Raw genomic sequence first — 21952 nt, forward strand, 5'->3', positions numbered from 1 at the left:
TATAAAAAGCACATAAAAAATCCGTTGCCAGTAATCAAGATTGGTCTTGATTACCAACAACAGATATTATAGAGCCACTTATTCGAGCAACGGTTAACAGCTTTTGAAGCACTAATCAAAGCGTAGACCATAAAAAAATCACCCACACAATTGCTGTGTGGGTGATTTTAGCGTTTGAATAATTGCAATACCTGAATTATAAAACGTGGAGTTGGCTACCATCGAGGGCAGCGCAGTTGGTACGGTGGGAAAGTTCTTGGAATGGGTTCAATTGACCGTTAACTAAGTCAAATAAAGTCGTATAGTTAAAATGTTCTAATAAGACCCCATAATCGTACTGGTCACAGTCGAAGACGACAGCTGACGACGCTTCAGTAATGGCCATTTCCGAAGCCAGTCGTTGATCAGCATGAAAGGCTTGTTTAGCCAGTTTACTATTGCGATCTTCCATAAACATATCCAAATCAATGTGACAACCCGTGGCAACCGATTTGACCAAATCTTCTGAATAATGCTGGCCAGTTTTTAACATGGCATCTTGTAAGGCAATCAGAAAATTGCGGCCACGCTTTTTACCTTGAAATAGGGCAGCTTTATAATCGAGAATCACGCGGTATAAAGTTTGTGATTGTTGATTTTGTGCCTGCCAGTCAGAAGCTTTGATACCTTGGCTTTTAAGGGCTTTTTGCACCACATTAATGTTTAATAAGGGTACGAATTGGAATTGAATTTGCTTATCCGAATCATTGGCCAGCCGCAACACATTTTGTTCATCGCGCACACATTGTGTCGCCAATGGATTTACAAATAAATACACTTCTAACACGTCATAATTCCTCCACTTTCTCTTTTCGCGTCATAGTGCAGAATACCAAATGAACCTAGGTATTTGCAAGTTTTTAATTCCATTACAGTTTTTATTTTACGATCAGGTCGTAACTTTAAATAAACCTTCGACTGTCATCATGCACCGAATTCCTGGTTTCGTAAAGTAATCTGCTTCACGTCTTTCAGTTTGTAAGGTTGTTAATGTCAATTGTTAAACTAGGAAGCGATTGCTTTTTATTCTGTCAAAATATGGTAAAATTTTAAAGGTATGGATTTGAAACGGAGGTGTCTTGATGGAAGATTGGAATCATTTTTTGTTACCTTATCAGCAGGCGGTGGACGAGCTGAAAATCAAATTGCGGGGCATGCGCAAACAGTTTCGGGATTTGAGTCAGCACGAACCGATTGAATTTGTAACGGGGCGCGTCAAACCAGTTGATAGCATCAAGGAAAAAATGGTGCGGCGTAAGGTTCAAGAAGATCGATTAGAACAAGATATGCAAGACATTGCCGGACTACGCATTATGTGCCAATTTGTTGAAGATATTTATCAAGTTGTCGATTTGTTGCGTAAACGGACCGATTTGACCATTTTGGAAGAACGCGATTATATTAGCAACGAGAAGCCATCCGGGTACCGTTCTTATCACATTGTGATCGAATACCCAGTTCAAATGGTTGATGGTGAGAAAAAGATTTTAGCCGAGATTCAAGTTCGGACTTTAGCGATGAATTTTTGGGCAACGATTGAACATTCACTGAACTACAAATACCAAGGCGACTTTCCAGAAAATTTAAGTCAGCGGCTACAACGAGCTGCGGAAGCTGCGTTTAGCTTAGATAAAGAAATGTCCGAAATCCGCGAAGAAATTCAAGAAGCTCAGAGCCTCTTTTCCTATGGCAAAGGGTCTCAAAACGACTCAAAAACGGTGACGAAGGAAGATCAAGAGCCATGAAAGTAACCATATTTGCAAACGCTAATCCTAAAACGAAAAAAGTTGCGGCTGAATTACATACAAAACTTGTGGCCGCAGGGTTTGAAATTGACGATTTTAAGCCAGACGTGGTCCTTTCCGTTGGTGGGGATGGCACGCTGTTGTCGGCATTTCATCACTATAGTGACATGGTTGATCAATTACGCTTTGTCGGGGTGCATACGGGCCATTTAGGCTTCTATACGGACTGGCGAGACTACGAGATCGACCAACTTGTTGATGGCTTGTTGCATGATAATGGTCAATCGGTGACCTATCCACTGCTTTCGGTTGAAATCACTTACGCGGATACGGGTGAGACCGATCATTATTTGGCGCTGAATGAATCAACGTTGAAAAAGCTAGGGAGCACCATGGTCGCGGATGTTTATATTCAAGATGAACTCTTTGAACGTTTCCGTGGCGATGGTCTCTGCGTTTCGACGCCAACTGGTTCTACGGCTTATAATAAGTCGGTGGGCGGTGCCGTGATTCATCCACGTTTGGATGCCTTACAAATGGCCGAAATTGCCTCAATCAATAACCGGGTGTTCCGAACGTTAGGCTCACCGGTGATTGTTGCTCCTTATGAAACGATTACGATTAAGCCGCAACAGCAATCACATTTTATCTTTACCGCGGATCAAATGGACACGCAACCACGGCCAATACAGCAAATTTGTTATTCAATTGCTAATCGGCGCATTGCTTTTGCCCAACATCGGCATAACCGTTTCTGGAAACGGGTGGGGACGTCCTTCATTGGTTTGGACGAAAAATGAGGTTTACGTGGACCAACGCCGCAACCTCACCGATGAAAGTCAAAACGTTGTTATCTGAACATGGTGTCACGCGTAGTTTGTTGAAAAAAGTTAAGTTTCACGGTGGCGCAATTTTAGTCAATGAGGTGCCTGTATTAGCGATTCACATGCTTACCGGTGGCGAAAAAGTGACCATGGTCACGCCAGATGAGGTCGGAAATGAGCATCTTGGCGTGTCCAGCTTGCCAATTACGATTTTGTATGAAGATCGTGACTATTTAATTGTCAACAAGCCGGCGGGGGTGGCTTCAGTACCGGCCCATCGGTTACCAGAAAACACGCTGGCTAACCGGGTCAAGGGGTACTATCGTCGCCAACATTATCAAAATGAAGTGGTGCACATCACAACCCGTCTCGATCGCGATACGAGCGGGATTGTGTTGTTTGCTAAACATCATTTTGCCCATTCGATTATTGATCATCAATTGAAAGAACATGCGATGCGGAAAATGTATCTCGCGGTCGTGAGCGGTCAATTAACTGATGACCATGGCTGGCTAGATCAGCCAATTGGGCGGGCGGCGGATTCGTTTATCAAACGGACGGTTACGCCGGATGGTCGCGCCTCGTTAACCGAATATTGGGTGGTCAAACGGCTCCCCGAGATGACGGTTGTTCGTGTTCGCCTGCACACTGGGCGGACCAATCAAATTCGGGTGCATTTCGCGGCGGCTGGACATCCGTTGATTGGCGATGAGTTATACGGTGGACCAGCTAATGTGGCGATTGATCGGCAGGCCTTACACTGTATGCAATTACAATTCTACGATCCATTTATTGAGCAAGATTTGACCACTTTCGCGCCACTACCGGCAGATTTGGCAAACTTAATCGACAGTGAGACTGAAGATTTTGGCTCACGATAAAACAGCAAAAAGGCGTTGCAATTACTCAACAGTAATTGCAACGCCTTTAGTTTGGTTATTAATACGCCAAAATTTTCGTGCCGTGTGCTTGTTTGAGATTTAGTGCAGTGGTGATTTCATCGACATTGTCGGCGGTAATGCCACCACCTGGCAAGATTTGAATTCGTCCATCGGCGAGTTGAATCGTGGCCTTTAATTGCGGCACACAATCGGTGATTGCGGTTGTTAAGGGACCACCATGGGTTAAAATACGTTCTACCTGATGGTCAACTAACCAATCGATCGCCAGCGCTTGTTGTTCAGTGGTCATGGCGTCAAACGCCATGTGAAAGACCACGCTCATGCCACCAGCGGCCCCCACGAGTAATGACATCGCTTCAGTGTCTAGGTCGCCGGCTGCGGTCAAAGCGCCAAAGGTAACGGCATCTACCCCTAAGGCTTGGGCTTGCAACAAATCGGCTTCCATGATTTTGAGCTCGGTATCATTATAAACGAAGTTGCCACCACGAGGACGAATCATGGCGACCAGACTGACGCCGTGTTCTTGAGTGTATTTAGCAGCTTCAGCCATGACGCCACGGCTAACGGTCGTCCCACCAACGGCTAAATTATCGTTCAATTCAATCCGTTTAGCACCGGCCGCTACGGCAGCGGGAATGTTCGTATAGTTTTCAAGTGCAACTTCTTTTAGCAACATGTTTGAGTCATCCTTTATTTTGAGAATAAGACGCAAACGCCTTCTGGCACAATGACGTCTTTTTGCAATAAACTCAGTTTACCAGTTTTAAGGTCGCGCGCATATAAAGTCGCGTTGTCAGTATTTTGATTGACGACGACCACAAAGCCCTCGGTTGAATCTAAGTCAAAGTCACGCGGAAAATCGCCTTCAGTACTAATTTGTTGAATTAAGGTTAAGCTAGCGTCAGCCGCGACGGCGAAGACCGCTAAGCTGTTGTAGCCCCGGTTAGAAACGTAAAGGAATTTGCCATCATGACTGAGACGGATGGCAGCGGCACCGTTATGGTCAGTGTAATCAGCAGGAATAGTGCCAATCACGGCCGTTTGGGTGAAACTGCCGGTTGCTGAGTCGTAGGCCAGGGTGGCAACTTTACTGGAAAGTTCACCTGCCAGTAACGCGTGTTTGCCGTCCGGCGTGAAGACCAGGTGCCGAGGACCAAAGCCAGCTGATAGCGTTAACACAGACTGTTCAGTTAATTTGCCGCTATCACTGACGTTATAAACATAGACCTTGTCACTCCCTAAATCAATGGCAACTAAGCGGTTGTCGGGGGTGAGATCGGTGTAGTGAATATGTGACCCGTCTTGTTCCGGACGAGGGCCTTTGCCAGAGTGGGTGACCTGATCGACTAGTTCAAGTTCGCCATTAGCGGCAATTTTTAAGACACTGGCCGTGCCTTTATGATAGTTGGCGCTATAAACGAGTTGGCGGCCTTCATCGACAGCCACGTATGCGGGTGGTGTTCCGGGCGCAATCACCGCGTTTAGCTTGTTGGCGTGGTCACCGTCCAGTTGCCAAGCTGCAACGCCGCCTTCATCGTTTTCTTTGTCGACGCTGTAAAGGCGATTTTTAGCCGATAAAGCCAGGTAGGTCGGGTTAGACGTCTTTGCGAGTAACCCATCATTAGTTAATGTTTTTTCAGTGGTATCCAAGGTTCCTTGATAGATGCCTTGGCTTGTTTTTTTGGTATAAGTGCCAAATAGAATTTTTTCTTGCATGCAAAAAAGCCTCCTTAGTTAATGAGTTTAGTATAGCATAATTTGAGATTCTGTAAGCGATGACAAATTGACACCCGGCCTACTCGCTATGCTACAATTAGGCTATTAACTAATAGAATGGAGTTCTCAACTATGGCAACGACCGCAACTGTAAAAGCCATTGGGCCACAAGCAATGTCGCCCGATGAGCCAATCTTAATTTTGTTTGATGAAACCGCCACGGAGTCGCTACAACAGATTGCAGTGATTCAACAGTTTCAAGAATCACTGACCCATTTGGACTTAAAAGCGGGCAGTACGCTAAAGATTGATGAGCAGGCCTATACGGTTGCCTATGCTGGGCCGCTGGTTGACTCAAACCTGACAACGATCGGTCACGCCACCTTGTATTTTACGGCGGTACCGGCCAAGCCTTTGGCAAATGGGATTTACTTAACCCCAGCTCAGCTTCCAAAATTGAAAGTCGGGAGTATTTTGACCTACGAACCATGACAAGAGGGGGTGCTGCTGATTGAAAAATAAACCAGTTAGCGCAGGATTACTGAATTCACGTACGATTCGAAACTTAGTCATTATTTTACTCGTTCTCGCGGTTTTCTTTCTCGGCAAACAGGTCGATTGGTTATTGACGCCGGTCCGCCAATTTTTTAGTATTGTTGGTTTTCCCGTGATCTTGGCTGGTGTCCTGTATTACTTGATGAATCCGTTAGTAGACCGGTTAGAACGCAAGTATCATGTCCATCGTAGTTTGACGATTACGGCGCTGTTCGTGATCATTTTTGGGCTGTTAATCTGGGGCGTGGTGGCGCTGATTCCAACGCTACGCACGCAGACGTTAGCGATTATTAATGACTGGCCAAAGTATTGGCAAAATGCTAGTCATGAGATTAATCAGTGGCTCAATGATCCGAACTTGTCTGGCATCCGGGATCAGCTGGAGCAATGGAATACGGATGCTAGCAAAGTGTTAAGCAGTCGTGTTACCAAATACCTCACGAGTACCGTATCGTCGATCACCACCGTGGTCAGCACAGTGACTACCATCGTCATTGGCTTGATTACGATGCCGTTCATTTTATTTTATTTACTCAAGGACGGTCACCGGTTACCGGCTTATTTAGCAAAATTTGTACCAACCAAAGGCCGGGCGAGTTTCTTACAAGTGTTAACGGAGATTAATACGCAAGTGAGCAATTACATTCGTGGTCAGTTAACCGTGGCGTTCTTCGTGGCAGTAATGTTTGCCATTGGCTATGGTCTGATTGGGTTGAAATTTGCATTAACGTTAGGGATTGCTGCCGGAATATTGAACTTGATTCCGTATTTGGGCTCTTTCTTAGCAATGGTGCCTTCCGTCGTGATTGCGATGGTCATTTCGCCCTGGATGCTCGTTAAAGTTTTGATTGTCTTCGTGATTGAACAGACGATTGAGGGACGCGTGATTTCACCATTAGTTTTAGGGAGCAGTTTGGCGATTCATCCGGTGACGATTTTGATTGTGTTGCTAGCGGCGGGGAAGATTTTTGGCTTAATGGGCGTTATTTTTGGTATTCCTGGCTATGCCATTTTAAAAGTCTTAATCACGCATTTATTTGCTTGGTATCAAGAACAATCTGGCCTGTATGATACCGGTCCAGATGACTAGGCATTGGCAATTTCAATTGATCGTGCTGATTTCTGCACACAAAAAGCGCTCGGATTTTTCCAAGCGCTTTTTGTGTGGCGGTTACCAGCTAGCTTTTTTAACCCCAGGAATCTGACCCTGATGGGCTAACCGACGGAAATTTAACCGGGACATCCCGAATTTTCGTAGGTAAGCGTGTGGCCGACCGTCAAGCGAGTCACGACGATGAATCCGGACAGGCGACGCATTGCGTGGCAAGGTTGCCAGACCAGCATAATCACCGGTAGCCTTCATTTCAGCACGCTTAGCGGCATAACGGGCAACGGTTGCTTCAATCCGGCGTTCTTTAGCAATTTTTGACTTCTTAGCCATAATTACGGTACTCCTTTCGTATTTTTTCTAGTTGCAATTCGTAATTAATTTTTTGAAATAACTTTAATTGTTTTTTAGAACGATATTTAAGATAGCATAGCGTTAGTGCAATTGCGACTATTTTGCTTGTCGCGCGGATTTATCAGTATGGTATGATTAACCTAATTAAGTTAGAGAGTGTGAAAACAGTGAAGAAAATCGATCAAGGCGTTGCATTTGTGCGGGCCAATTTAGGCTTATTTCGTTGCCTAGTTTGTGATCAGCCATATGACGCCATCAACGGGCATAGCCTCAGCTGTCCCAACGGTCATCAGCTAGACTTTTCTAAAAAAGGCAGCTTATATTTTTTAACGCATCAAGTGCAAAGTGAGTATGACGCACCGATGTTAGCTGCCCGTCGTCGTATTTTACAGGCGGGGTTCTTTCGCCCAATTGTGATGGCAATTAACGACCAGCTGCCTGACAAACCGCAACGCATCTTGGATATTGGTAGCGGGGAAGGCACACCATTGGCCGAATTATTGGCCTTACATCAGCAATCTAAAGATATTGGCATTGGCTTTGATATTAGCAAGGCGGGGGTCAATTTGGCGACACAGCTCACAACCCCAGCATATTTTTGTGTGGCAGATTTAGCTCAACTACCATTTACGGCAGATGCGTTTACTGCCATCATGGATGTCTTTTCGCCATCAGCCTATCGTGAATTTGAGCGGGTCTTGGCGCCAGGTGGTCAACTCTTAAAAGTCGTCCCCAATTCAGACTATCTGATTGAGTTGCGTCAGTTGCTGTTTGACCCAACGGATCGTCAATATACTTACGATAATGACCGCGTCATTGACTTGTTCAAACAGCACTATCCCCAAGCTGGCCAGCAACGGATTCACTATGAGTTTGATCTAAGTACGGTGGACTTTGCTGATTTAATGGTCATGACGCCGTTACATTGGGGCGCGTCGGCCGCTAATTTGGCGGCGGCGAAAGTGACCGGGCTGCCTAAAATCACTGTCGATGTCAGCTTGCTGACGATGACCAAGGAAAAATAAGCAGGTCAGCTTGCATGATTGTTTACTGGGTGTTAAGATAACCTTTGAGAAATCGTTTGGTAGCTAACATCGATTTAGATCGTTGGTGACTGCCGAGTTGTACTTCATTAACGTAGCTTTTCGCCGTGCCCACACCGAAATACTACGTTTTTTATTTTGCCAAAAATAACGCCAATCGAGACCTGTCATGTCAGGTACCGGTTGGCGTTTTTAGCTGAGTTGAAAACAGTCGTATTTTTATGAAAATTAACGTTTTTTGCGTGCGGACCAGTGCTGACCCAGCCAGCCAAAAATGAAACCAATTAAGGCTGGTAGGGTCCAACCTAACCCGAGACGAGCTAATGGTAACAGGTTGTTGAGTTGTTGCAACCATTGTCCCCAGGGTTGTTGTAAGACTGATTGTGGCAATGCGACAATCCCAGCTAGGGCGGCGGGAATCAACGTCCAAACCGTGGTCATGACAAACAACCAGCGTGATTTTCCTAACCATGGCGATAAAACCGCCAGTAGAATCAAAATAATGGCGAGTGGATATAAAAACATGAGGACCGGCGTGGAATAGTTAATCAATTGCGTGAGTCCGACATTCGCTAAGATTGCTGGGAGCAGGCAGGCAAAGCTGATTAACGCGAGATAAGGTAATTTTGGAAACATGCCATGAAGCGTATCGCCAAAGGCAGTTGTCAGTCCGATGGCCGTTTTAAGGCAGGCAATGATGACAATTAGGGCTAATAAGGCATTACCAAATGGGCCAAAATAGTAATTTGCCAGTTGTGCCAACGTGATGCCACCATTCGTTGCAGCTTGAAATTTACCGAGACTGAGCGTGCCAATAATGGCCAGCAACGTATAAATGACGGCCATCAGTGACATGCTGATCAGGCCCGCCTTAATGGTATCTGTCGCGATTTGGTTTGGATCAGTGACACCGAGTTCGCGAATGGCGTCAACTACCACGATGCCAAAAGCGAGTGATGCGAGGGCGTCCATGGTGTTATACCCTTCGGTGAAACCGGCCAAGCTTGGATTGATGGCGTAGGCGCCTTGAGCCGCAACGTGAAAATTTCCGAGTGGTCGGATGAGGGCCACGAGTATTAAGGCACCCAATAAGATGAGAAAAATAGGCGTTAACCACTTGCCAATATACGTCATCAATTTACCGGGATTGCGCGCTAGCAACCAAGTAATCAAAAAGAAGCCAATTGAAAAGGCAAGCAAACTGAATGATTGCTGCGATTTGGTTAAAAAGGGCACTAAGCCAATTTGAAATGCCGTGGTTGCTAAACGGGGCATGGCAAAGAGCGGCCCTAGCGTCAAATACAAAACGACGGTAAAAATGGTGGCATAAGGTCGGCTCACATTGGCTGCCAATTCAAACACGCCGGCGCTACGCGTGAGTCCAATCCCAATCACCCCAAGCAGCGGTAAGCCGATACCAGTAATCAGCAGACCAAACACGGCTTGCCAAATATTTTGACCAGCCTGTTGACCAAGAAAAACTGGAAAAATTAAATTACCCGCGCCAAAGAAGAGCCCAAAGAGCATGCTACCAATAAAAAATAAATTACGCCCAGATAAGCGTGTTTTCATTCGATCACTACTTTCGCAACTAAATTAAGATGTGTCCTAGCTTATCATGGTTTGGTTAGGGACAGATTAAAAATTGGTGATCTAAAGGTTGAAAGATCAAAATTGCTAGTAACTACTGCCATGTCAATGATTAGGTCATGAAGATTAGTTGCTATGACCGCTTCCAGTCGCCACTGATAACATGCGGCCGTGGGACCGGATCAAGCCTGAGAAACGTCTTGGCCCTCGCCTGGAACCCTTGCACAAATCGCAAATGTCCCAGACCGTCCGTGGCGTAACGCCGGCAAGAAGCATGCCGACCCAACGCCACCTTTGCGACCGATGGGATCAGCGTCGACGGCCAGCTAATTTGGAGGTGCCTATATGATCCTTTTGATCTTTCAACCTTCAGATGGTGATTCATGAAAATGGGCTGAAGCGACGAAAAAAAACACCAGCACAATTGTCTGTGCCAGTGTCCGATTTAAAATGATGAGTGTTGCCAGTCAGCCAAACCCAATTAACTTAATTATTGATTGGCAACCGTAAAACGTTCGTTGTGATGCTTGGGTTGTTCAATTTCGTCCAAGACGGCTGCGGCCATGGTTCCGGAGTTGGTGACCGATGAGCCTTCAGCAGTTGCTAATAACTTGTCGGTCCCTAGCATGGCAGGAACTGCCGGGCCAGCATGAAAGTCAGCGGCAGGTGAAATCCCAACCCAGTTGACATTCGTCACAGTTTGCAAAAACTGTAATTCACTCAGTTGATTTTGGGGAATCGCCACAAAAGCGGCTGCTTCAGGCGATTTTTCAATGTCGTGGACAAATAAGTGGTTGTCATCACCAGTTTTGAGACTGCCAGCGCCTAAAATAAAGACGAGGCGTGGTTGCGTGCTGTCACGCAGTTCAGCGACTAGCTTAGTAGCCAAATCGACATGCAAGTAGGCCTTTGTGGGTGGTGTCGCCATCGCGTCAATCACGATGTCAAAGTGAGCTAACTCTGATTGGGTTAAGCTAAAAGCATCTTTGGCCAAGGTTTTTAAATGGGCATTTGGGGTTAGTTGCGCCAATTTTTCTGCGGAACGTCCCAAGGCAGTGACTTCGTGCCCGCGTGACAATGCGGTGGTCGTGAGTGCTGAGCCGGCCATGCCGGTGGCACCAATAATCAATAATTTCATTTATTCCAACTCCCTATCTAATTTAACTTATTAATTGTAAGCCGTTGATCAGTATAAATGACCTAGTTTAATTTGGCTAATAATTCGCTTTCCATATAGAATTGTTAGGCTTTCACCGCACAATCATGGTATGATAACTAGGATAATTTGCGCGACTAGACCGCGATTAATTGGACAGCATTATCCAGCTTAAACTGCTAAAAACTTAAACAAAAAGGAAGATTATTTTGACGAATCATATTGCCTTATTTGAACCATTAATGCCCGCAAACACCGGGAATATTGCCCGGACTTGTGCTGGGACTGATACTGCACTTCATCTCATTGAACCGTTGGGCTTTAAAATTGATGATAAACATTTAAAGCGGGCCGGACTAGACTATTGGGATAGTGTGGACATCACGACTCATGCTGATTTACAAGACTTTTTGGCTAGTATTCCAGATTTAGCTAATCTTTACTTGGTCTCAAAGTTCGCCGATCACGATTATTCGGATGTTGATTACAGTGACACGACTAAAGATCATTACTTCTTGTTCGGAAAAGAGACCACCGGATTGCCTGAGCCGTTTATGCGGCAATATCCTGAAAAAGCGATTCGAATTCCACAAGATGATTCCCATATTCGGGCGTTGAATTTGTCGAATTCGGCCGCAATTGTGATTTATGAAGCCTTACGCCAACAAAACTTTTTAAGTTTGGAACGCTCACATCATTATGAAAATGATAAATTAAAATAACCTGGTGCCAGCCAGACGTACGTTAACGGCTCAGCGAGCTTTGGTTAGCGTGCGTTTTTAGTTTGATTTGGGAAAATATTCATTAACGAACATCGGTTTGGTACAATAGAACTAAGTTAAAAAATGGGAAGGACGATAGCAGCGTGGCGCGAAAGCAACGAACAACTAAAAAGCGACGCACGACGGGGACAAAGCGGCCGACCAAAGCCGCAACGCAACGTCAAATGACCGGGAATATTATTGGCTTGGTTGGGGTGCTGATTACTGGTTTTGCACTTTTTAAATTAGGATTAGTGGGGATCTTCTTTGCTGAATGCTTCCGCTTGGTTGCGGGGGATGCCTACGAGATTTTAGCGGTACTGACCTTAGTTTTGATGGGCTATGTGATGATTTTTGGCAAATTGCCTAAGATTGGTTGGCGCTGGTGGACTGGCGGCAATCTAGTCCTTTATAGTTACTTGTTATTATTAGAAATTCCAATGTTTAATCGTCTAAATCGACATACCGATTTTTGGTCGATTACTTGGCATTTGATTAAAAATGATTTTGCGACGGGTGGGGTTTCAGTTAATCTTGGTGGTGGCTTAGCCGGTGCGGCTGGTTACAGCTTGACTTACCCCTTGATCGCTAATCTGGGTACCGTGTTAGTGGCGGTGGTTTTAATTATCGCCGGAATTTTTATTGCCTTTAAGTTACCTTTTCGCCAGACGATGCTCGTGATTCGTCACGGGTTAGTGGTTGCCGGTGAACAAGTTAAATCAGCTTATGACGAAGTTGCCCATTATGTTCGTGTTCAGGTGGCGCGACGACGTGCTCAGCGTCAAGTTCGGGCGAATCAGCAAAAATCAGCGGCTTCTGAAGCACCAGTACCGGAATCGGCAGCGGCAACGACTGCGCCAACCAGCGCGGCGGCACCAAGCCGGCCGACTAGTTCTACATCGCCAGTAAAAATTGTCGTGGCAAGTGACCAAGACACGCAGGCCCCAGTACCGACAAAACCTGCTGAAACCGAGCCGTTGCAAGGGACAGAGACGGTTGATGATTCCGATTATCAGCTGCCAACCTCTGAGTTGCTAACGAAGATACCGAAGACTGATCAGAGTGCTGAGTATGCCACCATTGAAAGCAACTCGAAAAAGTTGAAGACAACGCTGGACAGTTTCGGAGTCAAGGTGGAAGTGAAAAATGTCAGTCTTGGCCCGTCGGTGACAAAATATGAACTGCATCCGGCCGTGGGGGTAAAAGTTAGCAAGGTGGTTAATCTTGCGGATGATCTGGCCCTCGCATTGGCGGCAAAGGATTTACGAATTGAGGCGCCAATTCCTGGAAAGTCCTTAATTGGGATTGAAGTGCCGAACAAGCAAATTTCAACGGTTTCGTTCCGAGATATTGTCGAAGCACAACCTGCTCATCCGACTAAGCCGTTACAAGTGCCGTTAGGGCGAGACGTTTCAGGTAACTTGGTGACTGCTGATCTCTCAAAAATGCCGCATTTATTAATTGCCGGTTCAACTGGGAGTGGGAAGTCGGTGGCCATTAATGTGATGATCACGGGCTTGTTGATGAATACGAAACCAAATCAAGTCAAATTTATGTTGATTGATCCGAAAAAAGTCGAATTAGGTGTTTATAATGGTATTCCGCATCTATTAACGCCGGTCGTGACAGAACCGAAAAAGGCTGCTCGGGCCTTGCACAAGGTTGTGGCTGAGATGGAGCGACGTTACGAACTATTTGCCGATTCTAAACAACGTAATATGCAAGGATACAATCAATTTATTCGCCAACAAAACGTGGCGGATGGACAAAATCGGCCGGTATTACCATACATTGTCGTGATTGTGGATGAATTAGCAGATTTGATGATGGTGACCTCAAGTGAGGTTGAAGATGCCATTATTCGCTTGGGACAAATGGCCCGTGCGGCTGGGATTCATATGATTTTGGCCACGCAACGACCTTCCGTTGATGTCATCACCGGATTGATTAAAGCGAACGTGCCGTCACGAATGGCTTTCGCGGTGTCAAGTGGGACCGATTCACGAACAATCATTGACAGCAATGGGGCCGAAAAGTTGCTTGGACGCGGGGACATGCTCTATCAACCGATGGGGATGAATAAGCCGTTACGTGTTCAAGGCGCCTACATTTCTGACCATGATGTTGAAGAAGTGGTGAACTTTATCAAGCAACAGCAAACGGCGGACTACGACGAAAGCATGCTCGTTAAAGATGATGAGTCGACGGACGGCGAAGATCCGCGTGATGGTGAAGATGAGTACTATGCGGATGCGGTTGAATTTGTGACGGAACAGCAATCAGCGAGTGTGTCAATGTTGCAACGCCGTTTCCGGATTGGTTATAATCGCGCTGCACGAATTGTGGATGAGATGGAAGAACGCGGCGTGGTTGGACCATCTGAGGGGAGCAAGGCCCGTAAGGTTTATCGGCAACCAAAACCAGATGAGACGCCAACTTCGGATGCCTAAGCGAACAATAGATAAAAGACAGTCGCATCGTTATGCCTGCTTCCGGTTGGGACTGATAACATGCGGTCGTGGGACCGGTCCAAGCCAAAGAACGTCTTGGACCTCGCCCGGAACCCTTGCAAAAAATCGCAAGTGTCCCGGACCGTCCGTGGGGTAACGTCGGCAAAAACCAGCCGATGTAACGCCACCATCACGACCGATGTTATCAGTCCCAACCTGCAGCTATTAAGCTTAGTCAAGCCAGTCAGAAACGGTGTGCCGTGTCGAAGCTTCAGATCGCAGTTTGACTGGGAATAGCACAACGATTCTGCCTGATGGCTTGCTCACCTCGAATCTAGTTTAAAATTGAAGGTTGAAAGGTGAATAGTGGCTATTATTCACAGACAGTCGATGAAAATAGCAAGAAAGTTCAAAACATTGTCAACTGGCACCATCTATTTAAGACTCAAATCAACTGTTTTTAAGTCTTTTATCTTGATAACCGCTAACTTAGCTGGAGGGCGGCACTGATTGCATCGGGCGTGAATGTCCCGTTTGAGCGGCGTTTCTTGCCGGTCTTACGGGACGGACGGCCCGGGATAGTTGCGGTTTTTGCAACCATTCCGGGCGAAGGCCAAGACCGTTCCTCAGGCTTGGCCTGGTCCCTCGCCCGCATGTAATCAGCGACGCCCGGAAGCGACAACATTGACCTCTTTTGTCACTAATGTACTGGTATAACTGCATTTATCAATGGTTTTCGTCTTTAAACTGCTGCTTCAAAACAAAAAAACTCCGGAGATTAATTTCTCCGAAGTTTTTTTGTTTTGAGTTGATTAGCCAAAACTGAGCAACCCTAAACCAGATAACGCGGTTAAGACTAGTGAGCCGACCATGGAAATGATCATGACCCACACAATGACCATGGTAATTTTTTGAAACGTCGATTTCTTTTTCATTAGGTTAATTTGCACCACACTTTTCAGTAATTCTTTCATAGTTTAACGTGGATTCATAGTTTTTTCAATTGCCAATTAGAAATAGTCGTGATTTCGTAAGTATTCCATACTAATGACACACAAAATAATGGTCCCAAGCATGATCCAACTAAAGGCATGAACAACGCTTGCACCAGGTAATCGGACGTTCATCCCGTAGATTCCACCGATAATCGTTGGAATGGTTAAGATGATGGTCAGTGAAGTGAGCACTTTCATCACATCATTTAAATTATTCGAAATTACGGCACTCACGAGTTGGCTATACTGTTGCAAAATCTGATTGGTCGTATTAGTCATGTCGGCGGCCTGTTGGGTTTCAATCATAATATCTGCCGTCAGTGCTTGATGGTGACTGCCGTTGAAGTGGGTCGCAGAATTTTCAACAGCGGTGAGAATCGGCGCGTTTTGGGTTAGTGCGGCCTTGAAGCGAATCAATGATTTTTGATAAGCCATGATCCGAAAGATTTCTTCATTGCGCGTTGCGCGGGTGAGGTGACGTTCCAACACGGTTGTTTTATGATTGATGGCTTTTAGTGCCGTCACGTAAGCGTGCGAAATATACCACATGATTGCGAGTACAAAATTTTCATGATTATCTAGGCTGAGTCGCGATGACGCCGGGTCCATGATAAAATCTTGAATGAAACTAGCGGGGTAATTGCTAACAGTCAACACGGCGTTAGGCGTCAAAATCAACGCAAATGGATAAACTTGATACTCCAAGTAGCCGAGATCACTCGTCGTTAACTTTGGAAATTGCATAATGATCAATGCGGCGTGATCGGTGGTCTGTTGATCCAATTGTTCAGTCCGTGAAATTTCTGCATCGTCAAGGACTGCTGTGAGATAATCCTTAGGAAAGTTAAATTCACGAACTAATTGATTGATTTCATCGATGGTTGGCCGTTCAATATTGATCCAGTATGGTTGGTCGTGGGGCTGACCAATGGCAAGCTGGCCCTCAGAATTGGTCGTGAAATATTGCAACATATCAGGCGCCTCCAAGTGTGACTTGGGTTCTATTATAGGACTGGCGGTGATGATTGAAAAGTCTTCAGAGAATCCTTATAATAAAAACGACCCGTATCCGGTTTTTGCCGGCAATGTGGGTGGCTCAAGTGAGTCGTAAAAAAAGACTGAGAGGAAAGCGTCATGAACGACCTGTTCACTAATTGGCTGGGACAAATCAGTTTAATCGCGGCGGTTTCCGTCGTCGTTTTAGGCCTAAAACGTGTGTTGCGGCGCTTTTGGCCGACACATTTATTGCTGATTGATTTTTGGCCACCATTTTTGATTGTTTTTACCCATTTCTTAACCTTACAGACAACTGATAGTTCAATCGTGCCCTATGAAGTCATCTCACTGATGATCTTAGGCATTGGATTGACAATTTTGTCGGTGATTCAGCAAGGTGAAATCCTATACGGTCGCTTTTTTAAGCTGTTTTGGAGAGTAACTGACCTGCTAACTATTGTGGTGTATTTGTTGGCACTGGTTATTTATTTGATCACAGCCTAGCGTTACTAAAGGAAAACAAGCCCCACTAGTCCCCACCTAACGAATTAGCGTTAGGTGGGGACTTTTTTGACATTTTGTTAACATTTTCGAAAAGTCACAAATCATTGTGGTAGGAAGTGGGGGGGTGTGGTAGACTTAGAATTGTTTAATGAAAGGGGTTGATTGACTGTGGCATCCAAGATGTTTTTTGGTGAGTTTGAACACGCGCTGGATGCTAAAGGTCGATTAATCATCCCCGCAAAATTTCGAGAATTACTTGGGACGACGTTTATGATTACCCGCGGGATGGATGGCTGTATTTTTGGTTATCCGGCTGAACGTTGGGCGACCTTGCAAGATCAGCTGGATCATTTGTCGATTACAAAAAAAGATGCGCGTAACTTTACGCGGTTCTTCTATGGCGCAGCGGCTGAATGTGAGTTAGACAAGCAAGGCCGAATCATGATCCCCGCAAAGTTACGGCAATTTGCTGATTTAGAAAAACAATGTGTGATTGTTGGCGTTTCTGATCGTTTTGAAATTTGGAGTGCCAGCAAGTGGGACACATTGGAAGCAAGTACTGCCGAAGACTTTGATGATTTAGCAGAGAATTTAATTGATTTTTAAAATAGTGTGACTGACAAGGAGGCAAAATTGCGTGGCAGAATTTGAACATACAACGGTATTACTTCATGAAGCTGTAGCGGAATTGGCAATTAAGCCGGCCGGTACATATGTGGATTGTACCTTGGGTGGCGGCGGACATTCTCGTCGCATCCTAGAACAACTCGGGCCAGACGGTCATTTGTTTAGTTTTGACCAAGATCAAACGGCCATTGACTACAACCAAGATAATTTAGCGGCGTATTTAGCAACGGGTCAGTTGACCTTTATCAAGAGTAACTTTGCAAATTTGAAATCAGAATTGAACGCCCGTGGTATCACGCAAGTGGACGGCATTGTTTATGATTTGGGGGTTTCTTCACCACAATTTGATAACGCCGAGCGTGGCTTTTCCTATCAACATGATGCGCCCTTGGATATGCGGATGGATCAGACGGCCGCGTTAACGGCTCAGATTGTGGTCAACACTTGGGATTATTCAGATCTCGTGCGGATCTTTTATCGTTACGGTGAAGAGAAGTTTTCTAAGCAAGTTGCGCGTGCCATTGAGCGTGAACGCGAACAAGCCCCAATTGAAACGACTGGCCAGTTGGTGGAAATTATCAAGTCGGCGATTCCAGCGCGAGCGCGTCGGACGGGCGGACATCCTGCCAAACGGGTTTTTCAAGCGATTCGTATTGCGGTCAATAACGAGTTGGGTGTACTGGAAACGTCTTTGGAACAAGCCATTGACCTCATCAATGTTGGCGGTCGGGTCAGTGTAATTACCTTCCAATCATTAGAGGATCGATTAGTTAAAACGATTTTTAAAGAACATAGTTCCTTACCCGAGCTGCCACCTGGTTTACCAGTGATTCCCGATGACATGCAACCGGATTATCGGTTAGTCAATCGCAAGCCGATCGTTCCAAGTGACACTGAAATCACTGAAAATCGCCGTGCCCGTAGCGCCAAGTTACGTGTCATCGAACGATTAAAACAAAATTAAGTCCTAAAAAATTTAAGGAGTGAAGAACCATGGCCCAAAATGGATTGGCTCGGGAGTTACCACGTGAGATGCCCCGTGCCACAAACCCGGTACATAAAACCACTGTTGTTCCAAATCCCGCGATCAAAACACAACGGGTGCCATTCTCAGGTTTTGAGAAAGCCTTGTGCATCAGTTTTAGTTTGGTGGTCTTTGCACTTGCAATCGCTTTAGTTTCAGCGAATATCTCAATCGGTAATGCGCAATCGACTTTACAAACCGTGCAAGCAAAAGTGACGAAGGTTCAAGCAAGTAATACTTCCGCAACGCAACAAATCAGTGAACTTTCAAGCCGCAGCCGTTTAAGCAAAGTCGCTAAAAAGAGTGGCTTATCGCTCAACAACGGTAGCATAAGGAATGTTTACAAATGAATAAGAACAAACAACGAATGACTTCGAAACGGTCACCAAAACAAAATCGACGAATCTTTGGCCAATGGCTATTTTTTGGAGCGATTGTGATATTTGGTGTTTTGAGCATTCGTTTTTCGTATATCGCAATTGGGAAACATGTGAATGGGGTTAATTTGGCTGCTGCGACGAAAAAACTTTACACTGTCGATCAAACGGTTACGGCAAAACGTGGGACGATTTACAGTGCAAACGGTGAGCCAATTGCGGAAGACACTAGCACATATACCATCTACGCGATCATGTCGAAAAACCAAAAAGACGCGACTGGTCATGATATCTATATCAAAAATGACGAACAGGCCGCCAAAGTGCTCGCTAAATATTTACCAATTAGTTATCAGAAAGCCTTAGCGACTTTACAAAAGGGGCGTGGCAAGTTCCAAATTGAATTTGGCACTGCTGGTAAAAATATTGCCTTGACAACTAAGAAAAAAATTGACGCGCAAAATGTCACCGGATTGCATTTTATTCAATCTGAAGCGCGGCTTTATCCAAATGGGATGTTTGCGTCACACTTGATTGGTCTGACGAGTGCCAAGGATTTAAAAGGCACCGAACGAACGGCGTTAACCGGCTCGATGGGGATGGAATTGGCGTTTAATAAACAGCTTTCGGGGACTGATGGCCATCAAACGGTGACGAAGAGTGGCTATCAAGGCACGACTGATCAAAGCCAGAAAGTTAAGAATGGCGACAATATTTATACGACGCTTGATAGCAAATTGCAGACGTTATTAGAAACCAAAATGTCTGAAGTTGAACAAAAGGTGCATCCTAAAGGCATGACTGCCACCCTAATCAATGCTAAAACTGGGGCAATCTTGGCAACGAGTCAACGGCCAACTTTCAATGCCCAGACTAAAACGGGTTTGACGAAGATGTGGCGTAACTTGCTCGTCGAGGATACTTTCGAACCTGGGTCAACGATGAAAGTCTTCACCATGGGGGCGGCCATTGACAGTGGCAACTATAATGCCAATGTCACGGTGCCTACTGGTGAATACAAGATTGGTGGCAAAACGGTCCCTGACTGGAATACCGCTGGTTGGGGGAATATTACGTATGCCAAAGGGTTTGCACTGTCTAGTAACGTTGCCATGGCGCACTTGGAACAAACGATGGGCGCCAAGACTTGGTTGAAATACATTAATCGGTTCGGGTTGCGGACGAGTACGAACAGTAAAATTCCCAATGAGCAAACTGGTTCGATTCAGTATACTTATCCGATTGAACAGGCCGACACGTCGTTTGGCCAAGGGATTCAAGTTTCCGCAATGCAAATGTTGCGTGGCTTCACGGCTATTGCAAATAATGGTAAGATGTTACAGCCGTACTATGTTTCAAAAATCACGAATCCGAACACGAAAAAGACCGTCTACACGAGTAAGACGAAGGTCGTTGGTCAGCCGGTGACGGCGAAAACGGCTGCGGCAGTGTTGAAACATATGGAAGATGTCGTTTACAAGTCATATGGGACTGGGGCAGCCTTTAAGATTGATGGTTATCGGATTGCAGCGAAGACCGGGACGGCCCAAGTCAGCAATGGCTCAACTTATGAAGTCGGCGATAATACGTATCTTTACTCGGTTGTCGGCATGGCACCGGCAAAAAATCCAAAATATATTATGTATATTACGATGAAGCAACCGACCTTAAACGGGACGTCAGCTTCCGACGATATGGCGGATATTTTTAAACCGGTGATGCAACGGGCACTGGATGAGCAAAAAGCCAGTGAAACCAAAACGACCACGATTAAGATGACTGATTTAACGGGTCAAGCCACCACCGCGGCGACCACTGCCGCAAAAAAGATTGGTGTCACACCGGTTGTGGTTGGTAAAGGGTCTCGGATCGTGAAACAATCCGTGTCATCTGGGACCATTTTGACGAGCAAACAGCGCGTGACTTTGGTGACAAATGGCCAAATGACCATGCCAAATGTTGTCGGTTGGTCGGCGAGCGATGTCGCGGACTTCGCCGACTTAACTGGACTGAAATTAACGACCAGTGGTACCGGCTACGTGGCTGCACAAAGTATCTCAGCTGGTAACCCGATTGAAGCAAAGGAAGCGTTGACGGTAAGTCTGAAATAAGTAATTAAGAAGTAGAATGGAGAATTTGTTGTGAGTTTAATTGAATGGGTAGCAACGTTATTTAGTGGATTTATCATTGTTTTTGCCTTGATGCCGTCCTTGATTCGGTATTTCCGAGCACGTAAAGAGGGGCAAATGATTCGAGAGGTCGGTCCCAAGTGGCACGAAAAGAAATCTGGTACACCGACGATGGGCGGGTTACTGTTCATCATTGCGATCTTGATCACGACGATCTGGGTTGGCTTCTGGCAAGGCCAATTACGGCCAACCACTTGGATTTTGATGTTTATCCTCGTCTTGTATGGTGCACTTGGCTTTTGGGATGACAGTATCAAACTTTGGCGGAAACAAAACGAAGGCTTGAAAGCTTGGCAGAAAATGTTGGGCCAGATTGTCGGTGCAGTGGTGTTCACCTTAGTTTATCAACACGAACATTTACCAATGGGCTTACACTTACCCGGAATGGGTGACTGGTCAATGGGACTTTGGTACATCTTGTTTGTGATCATCTGGTTAGTTGGCTTCTCAAATGCCGTTAATTTGACGGATGGGTTAGATGGCTTAGTGGCAGGTCAAGCAACGATCGCATTTGGCGCTTATGCCATTATTGCCATTCACCAACATCAATTTGATGTGGCACTGTTTTGTGTGGCAGTCGTCGGATCATTACTCGGCTTCTTTATTTTCAACCACAAACCAGCTAAGATTTTCATGGGTGATATGGGGTCTTTAGCTTTAGGTGGTGCCTTAGCGGCGGTTTCAATTTTAGTCCATCATGAATTGTCCTTGTTGATCATTGGGATTATCTTTGTCATCGAAACGGCTTCAGTCATTTTACAAGTAGGGTCATTTAAATTGACTGGTAAGCGGATTTTCTTAATGAGTCCAATTCATCATCACTTTGAAATGAAGGGCTGGAGTGAATGGAAAATTGACATCGTGTTCTGGTCAGTTGGTTTAGTGGCAGCTGCCATTAGTGTAGCCACGATTATCTAACAACTGAGAAACGGTTTTAATTGGATTAAAAATAACAACTAGTTACAAGTTAATAAACAAATTTAGGGAGTCTTGGATG

Annotated in this window: 22 protein-coding genes; 14 read left to right on the plus strand and 8 right to left on the minus strand. The window is 45.5% G+C overall.

The genetic code is table 11. The features are described 5' to 3' along the window. Positions 1-196: 196 nt before the first annotated feature. Positions 197-826 (minus strand): DsbA family protein, encoded by a 630-nt coding sequence (locus tag FFM74_RS06465; RefSeq protein ID WP_137625815.1) that lies wholly within the window; start codon positions 824-826, stop codon positions 197-199. A 292-nt stretch (positions 827-1118) separates the two neighbouring features. Here FFM74_RS06465 and yjbM point away from each other — a divergent pair, with 292 nt between their 5' ends. From yjbM to FFM74_RS06480, 3 genes are read left to right on the plus strand one after another with little or no spacing between them, the layout of a single operon-like run. Further along, positions 1119-1784, plus strand: coding sequence for a GTP diphosphokinase (gene yjbM, locus FFM74_RS06470; RefSeq protein WP_307722407.1), 666 nt, complete (start codon positions 1119-1121; stop codon positions 1782-1784). Beyond that, a complete protein-coding gene (locus FFM74_RS06475) occupies positions 1781-2584 on the plus strand; it encodes an NAD kinase (protein ID WP_137625817.1) in 804 nt (267 codons plus the stop codon). Before yjbM ends, FFM74_RS06475 begins: the two co-directional genes overlap by 4 nt. Next, positions 2581-3489 (plus strand): RluA family pseudouridine synthase, encoded by a 909-nt coding sequence (locus FFM74_RS06480; protein WP_137625818.1) that lies wholly within the window; start codon positions 2581-2583, stop codon positions 3487-3489. Before FFM74_RS06475 ends, FFM74_RS06480 begins: the two co-directional genes overlap by 4 nt. Before the next feature lie 58 nt (positions 3490-3547). Here the strand turns inward: FFM74_RS06480 and FFM74_RS06485 are convergent, their stop codons facing one another. Then, positions 3548-4183, minus strand: a complete 636-nt coding sequence (locus tag FFM74_RS06485; protein WP_171000670.1) for a copper homeostasis protein CutC — start codon at positions 4181-4183, stop codon at positions 3548-3550. 17 nt (positions 4184-4200) lie between these two features. Next, complete coding sequence (locus FFM74_RS06490) at positions 4201-5226, minus strand: lactonase family protein (protein ID WP_137625820.1); 1026 nt, start codon at positions 5224-5226, stop codon at positions 4201-4203. A 132-nt stretch (positions 5227-5358) separates the two neighbouring features. Here FFM74_RS06490 and FFM74_RS06495 point away from each other — a divergent pair, with 132 nt between their 5' ends. Both FFM74_RS06495 and FFM74_RS06500 read left to right on the plus strand, forming a co-directional pair. After that, positions 5359-5718 carry a PTS glucitol/sorbitol transporter subunit IIA gene (locus FFM74_RS06495; RefSeq protein ID WP_137625821.1) on the plus strand — a complete coding sequence of 120 codons (360 nt, stop codon included), beginning with the start codon at positions 5359-5361 and terminating at the stop codon, positions 5716-5718. Positions 5719-5737: 19 nt separating this feature from the next. Next, complete coding sequence (locus FFM74_RS06500) at positions 5738-6871, plus strand: AI-2E family transporter (RefSeq protein ID WP_137625822.1); 1134 nt, start codon at positions 5738-5740, stop codon at positions 6869-6871. Positions 6872-6952: 81 nt separating this feature from the next. Here the strand turns inward: FFM74_RS06500 and rpsN are convergent, their stop codons facing one another. Further along, complete coding sequence (gene rpsN, locus FFM74_RS06505) at positions 6953-7222, minus strand: 30S ribosomal protein S14 (protein ID WP_137625823.1); 270 nt, start codon at positions 7220-7222, stop codon at positions 6953-6955. Positions 7223-7410: 188 nt separating this feature from the next. Between rpsN and FFM74_RS06510 the strand changes: the two genes are divergently transcribed. Further along, positions 7411-8268, plus strand: coding sequence for a methyltransferase domain-containing protein (locus tag FFM74_RS06510; protein ID WP_137625824.1), 858 nt, complete (start codon positions 7411-7413; stop codon positions 8266-8268). A gap of 246 nt (positions 8269-8514) precedes the next feature. Here FFM74_RS06510 and brnQ read toward each other — a convergent pair whose 3' ends face one another. Together brnQ and FFM74_RS06520 are read right to left on the minus strand one after the other, a co-directional pair. Beyond that, on the minus strand, positions 8515-9858 hold the full coding sequence (gene brnQ / locus FFM74_RS06515) for a branched-chain amino acid transport system II carrier protein (RefSeq protein ID WP_137625825.1): 1344 nt from the start codon (positions 9856-9858) through the stop codon (positions 8515-8517). 508 nt (positions 9859-10366) lie between these two features. Further along, the gene (locus FFM74_RS06520) at positions 10367-11014 is read right to left on the minus strand and encodes an NAD(P)-dependent oxidoreductase (RefSeq protein WP_137625826.1); all 648 of its coding nucleotides are present in this window, start codon (positions 11012-11014) and stop codon (positions 10367-10369) included. A gap of 227 nt (positions 11015-11241) precedes the next feature. Between FFM74_RS06520 and FFM74_RS06525 the strand changes: the two genes are divergently transcribed. After that, positions 11242-11754 (plus strand): tRNA (cytidine(34)-2'-O)-methyltransferase, encoded by a 513-nt coding sequence (locus tag FFM74_RS06525; protein ID WP_137625827.1) that lies wholly within the window; start codon positions 11242-11244, stop codon positions 11752-11754. A gap of 143 nt (positions 11755-11897) precedes the next feature. Continuing rightward, the gene (locus FFM74_RS06530; RefSeq protein WP_137625828.1) at positions 11898-14243 is read left to right on the plus strand and encodes a DNA translocase FtsK; all 2346 of its coding nucleotides are present in this window, start codon (positions 11898-11900) and stop codon (positions 14241-14243) included. An 812-nt stretch (positions 14244-15055) separates the two neighbouring features. On the opposite strand, the gene FFM74_RS06535 is transcribed toward FFM74_RS06530, so the two are convergent. After that, positions 15056-15178 (minus strand): DUF4044 domain-containing protein, encoded by a 123-nt coding sequence (locus FFM74_RS06535; protein WP_137625829.1) that lies wholly within the window; start codon positions 15176-15178, stop codon positions 15056-15058. Positions 15179-15253: 75 nt separating this feature from the next. Further along, the gene (locus tag FFM74_RS06540) at positions 15254-16210 is read right to left on the minus strand and encodes a magnesium transporter CorA family protein (protein WP_137625830.1); all 957 of its coding nucleotides are present in this window, start codon (positions 16208-16210) and stop codon (positions 15254-15256) included. A 162-nt stretch (positions 16211-16372) separates the two neighbouring features. Here FFM74_RS06540 and FFM74_RS06545 point away from each other — a divergent pair, with 162 nt between their 5' ends. The 6 genes from FFM74_RS06545 to mraY all read left to right on the plus strand — a co-directional run bounded on the left by FFM74_RS06545 (position 16373) and on the right by mraY (position 21873). Continuing rightward, complete coding sequence (locus FFM74_RS06545) at positions 16373-16738, plus strand: DUF3397 domain-containing protein (protein WP_137625831.1); 366 nt, start codon at positions 16373-16375, stop codon at positions 16736-16738. 180 nt (positions 16739-16918) lie between these two features. After that, a complete protein-coding gene (gene mraZ, locus FFM74_RS06550; RefSeq protein ID WP_137625897.1) occupies positions 16919-17344 on the plus strand; it encodes a division/cell wall cluster transcriptional repressor MraZ in 426 nt (141 codons plus the stop codon). Between the two features lie 31 nt (positions 17345-17375). Continuing rightward, on the plus strand, positions 17376-18329 hold the full coding sequence (gene rsmH / locus FFM74_RS06555) for a 16S rRNA (cytosine(1402)-N(4))-methyltransferase RsmH (protein ID WP_137625832.1): 954 nt from the start codon (positions 17376-17378) through the stop codon (positions 18327-18329). Between the two features lie 29 nt (positions 18330-18358). Beyond that, entirely contained in the window at positions 18359-18739 is a 381-nt protein-coding gene (ftsL, locus tag FFM74_RS06560; protein ID WP_137625833.1) for a cell division protein FtsL, read from the plus strand. After that, on the plus strand, positions 18736-20877 hold the full coding sequence (locus FFM74_RS06565) for a penicillin-binding transpeptidase domain-containing protein (protein WP_137625834.1): 2142 nt from the start codon (positions 18736-18738) through the stop codon (positions 20875-20877). The genes ftsL and FFM74_RS06565 overlap by 4 nt, the downstream gene beginning before the upstream one ends. 30 nt (positions 20878-20907) lie before the next feature. Further along, positions 20908-21873 (plus strand): phospho-N-acetylmuramoyl-pentapeptide-transferase, encoded by a 966-nt coding sequence (gene mraY / locus FFM74_RS06570; RefSeq protein ID WP_137625835.1) that lies wholly within the window; start codon positions 20908-20910, stop codon positions 21871-21873. Positions 21874-21952: the final 79 nt, after the last annotated feature.

Source organism: Lactiplantibacillus pingfangensis (assembly GCF_005404945.1).
In the GTDB taxonomy this organism is placed as follows: Bacteria; Bacillota; Bacilli; order Lactobacillales; family Lactobacillaceae; genus Lactiplantibacillus; species Lactiplantibacillus pingfangensis.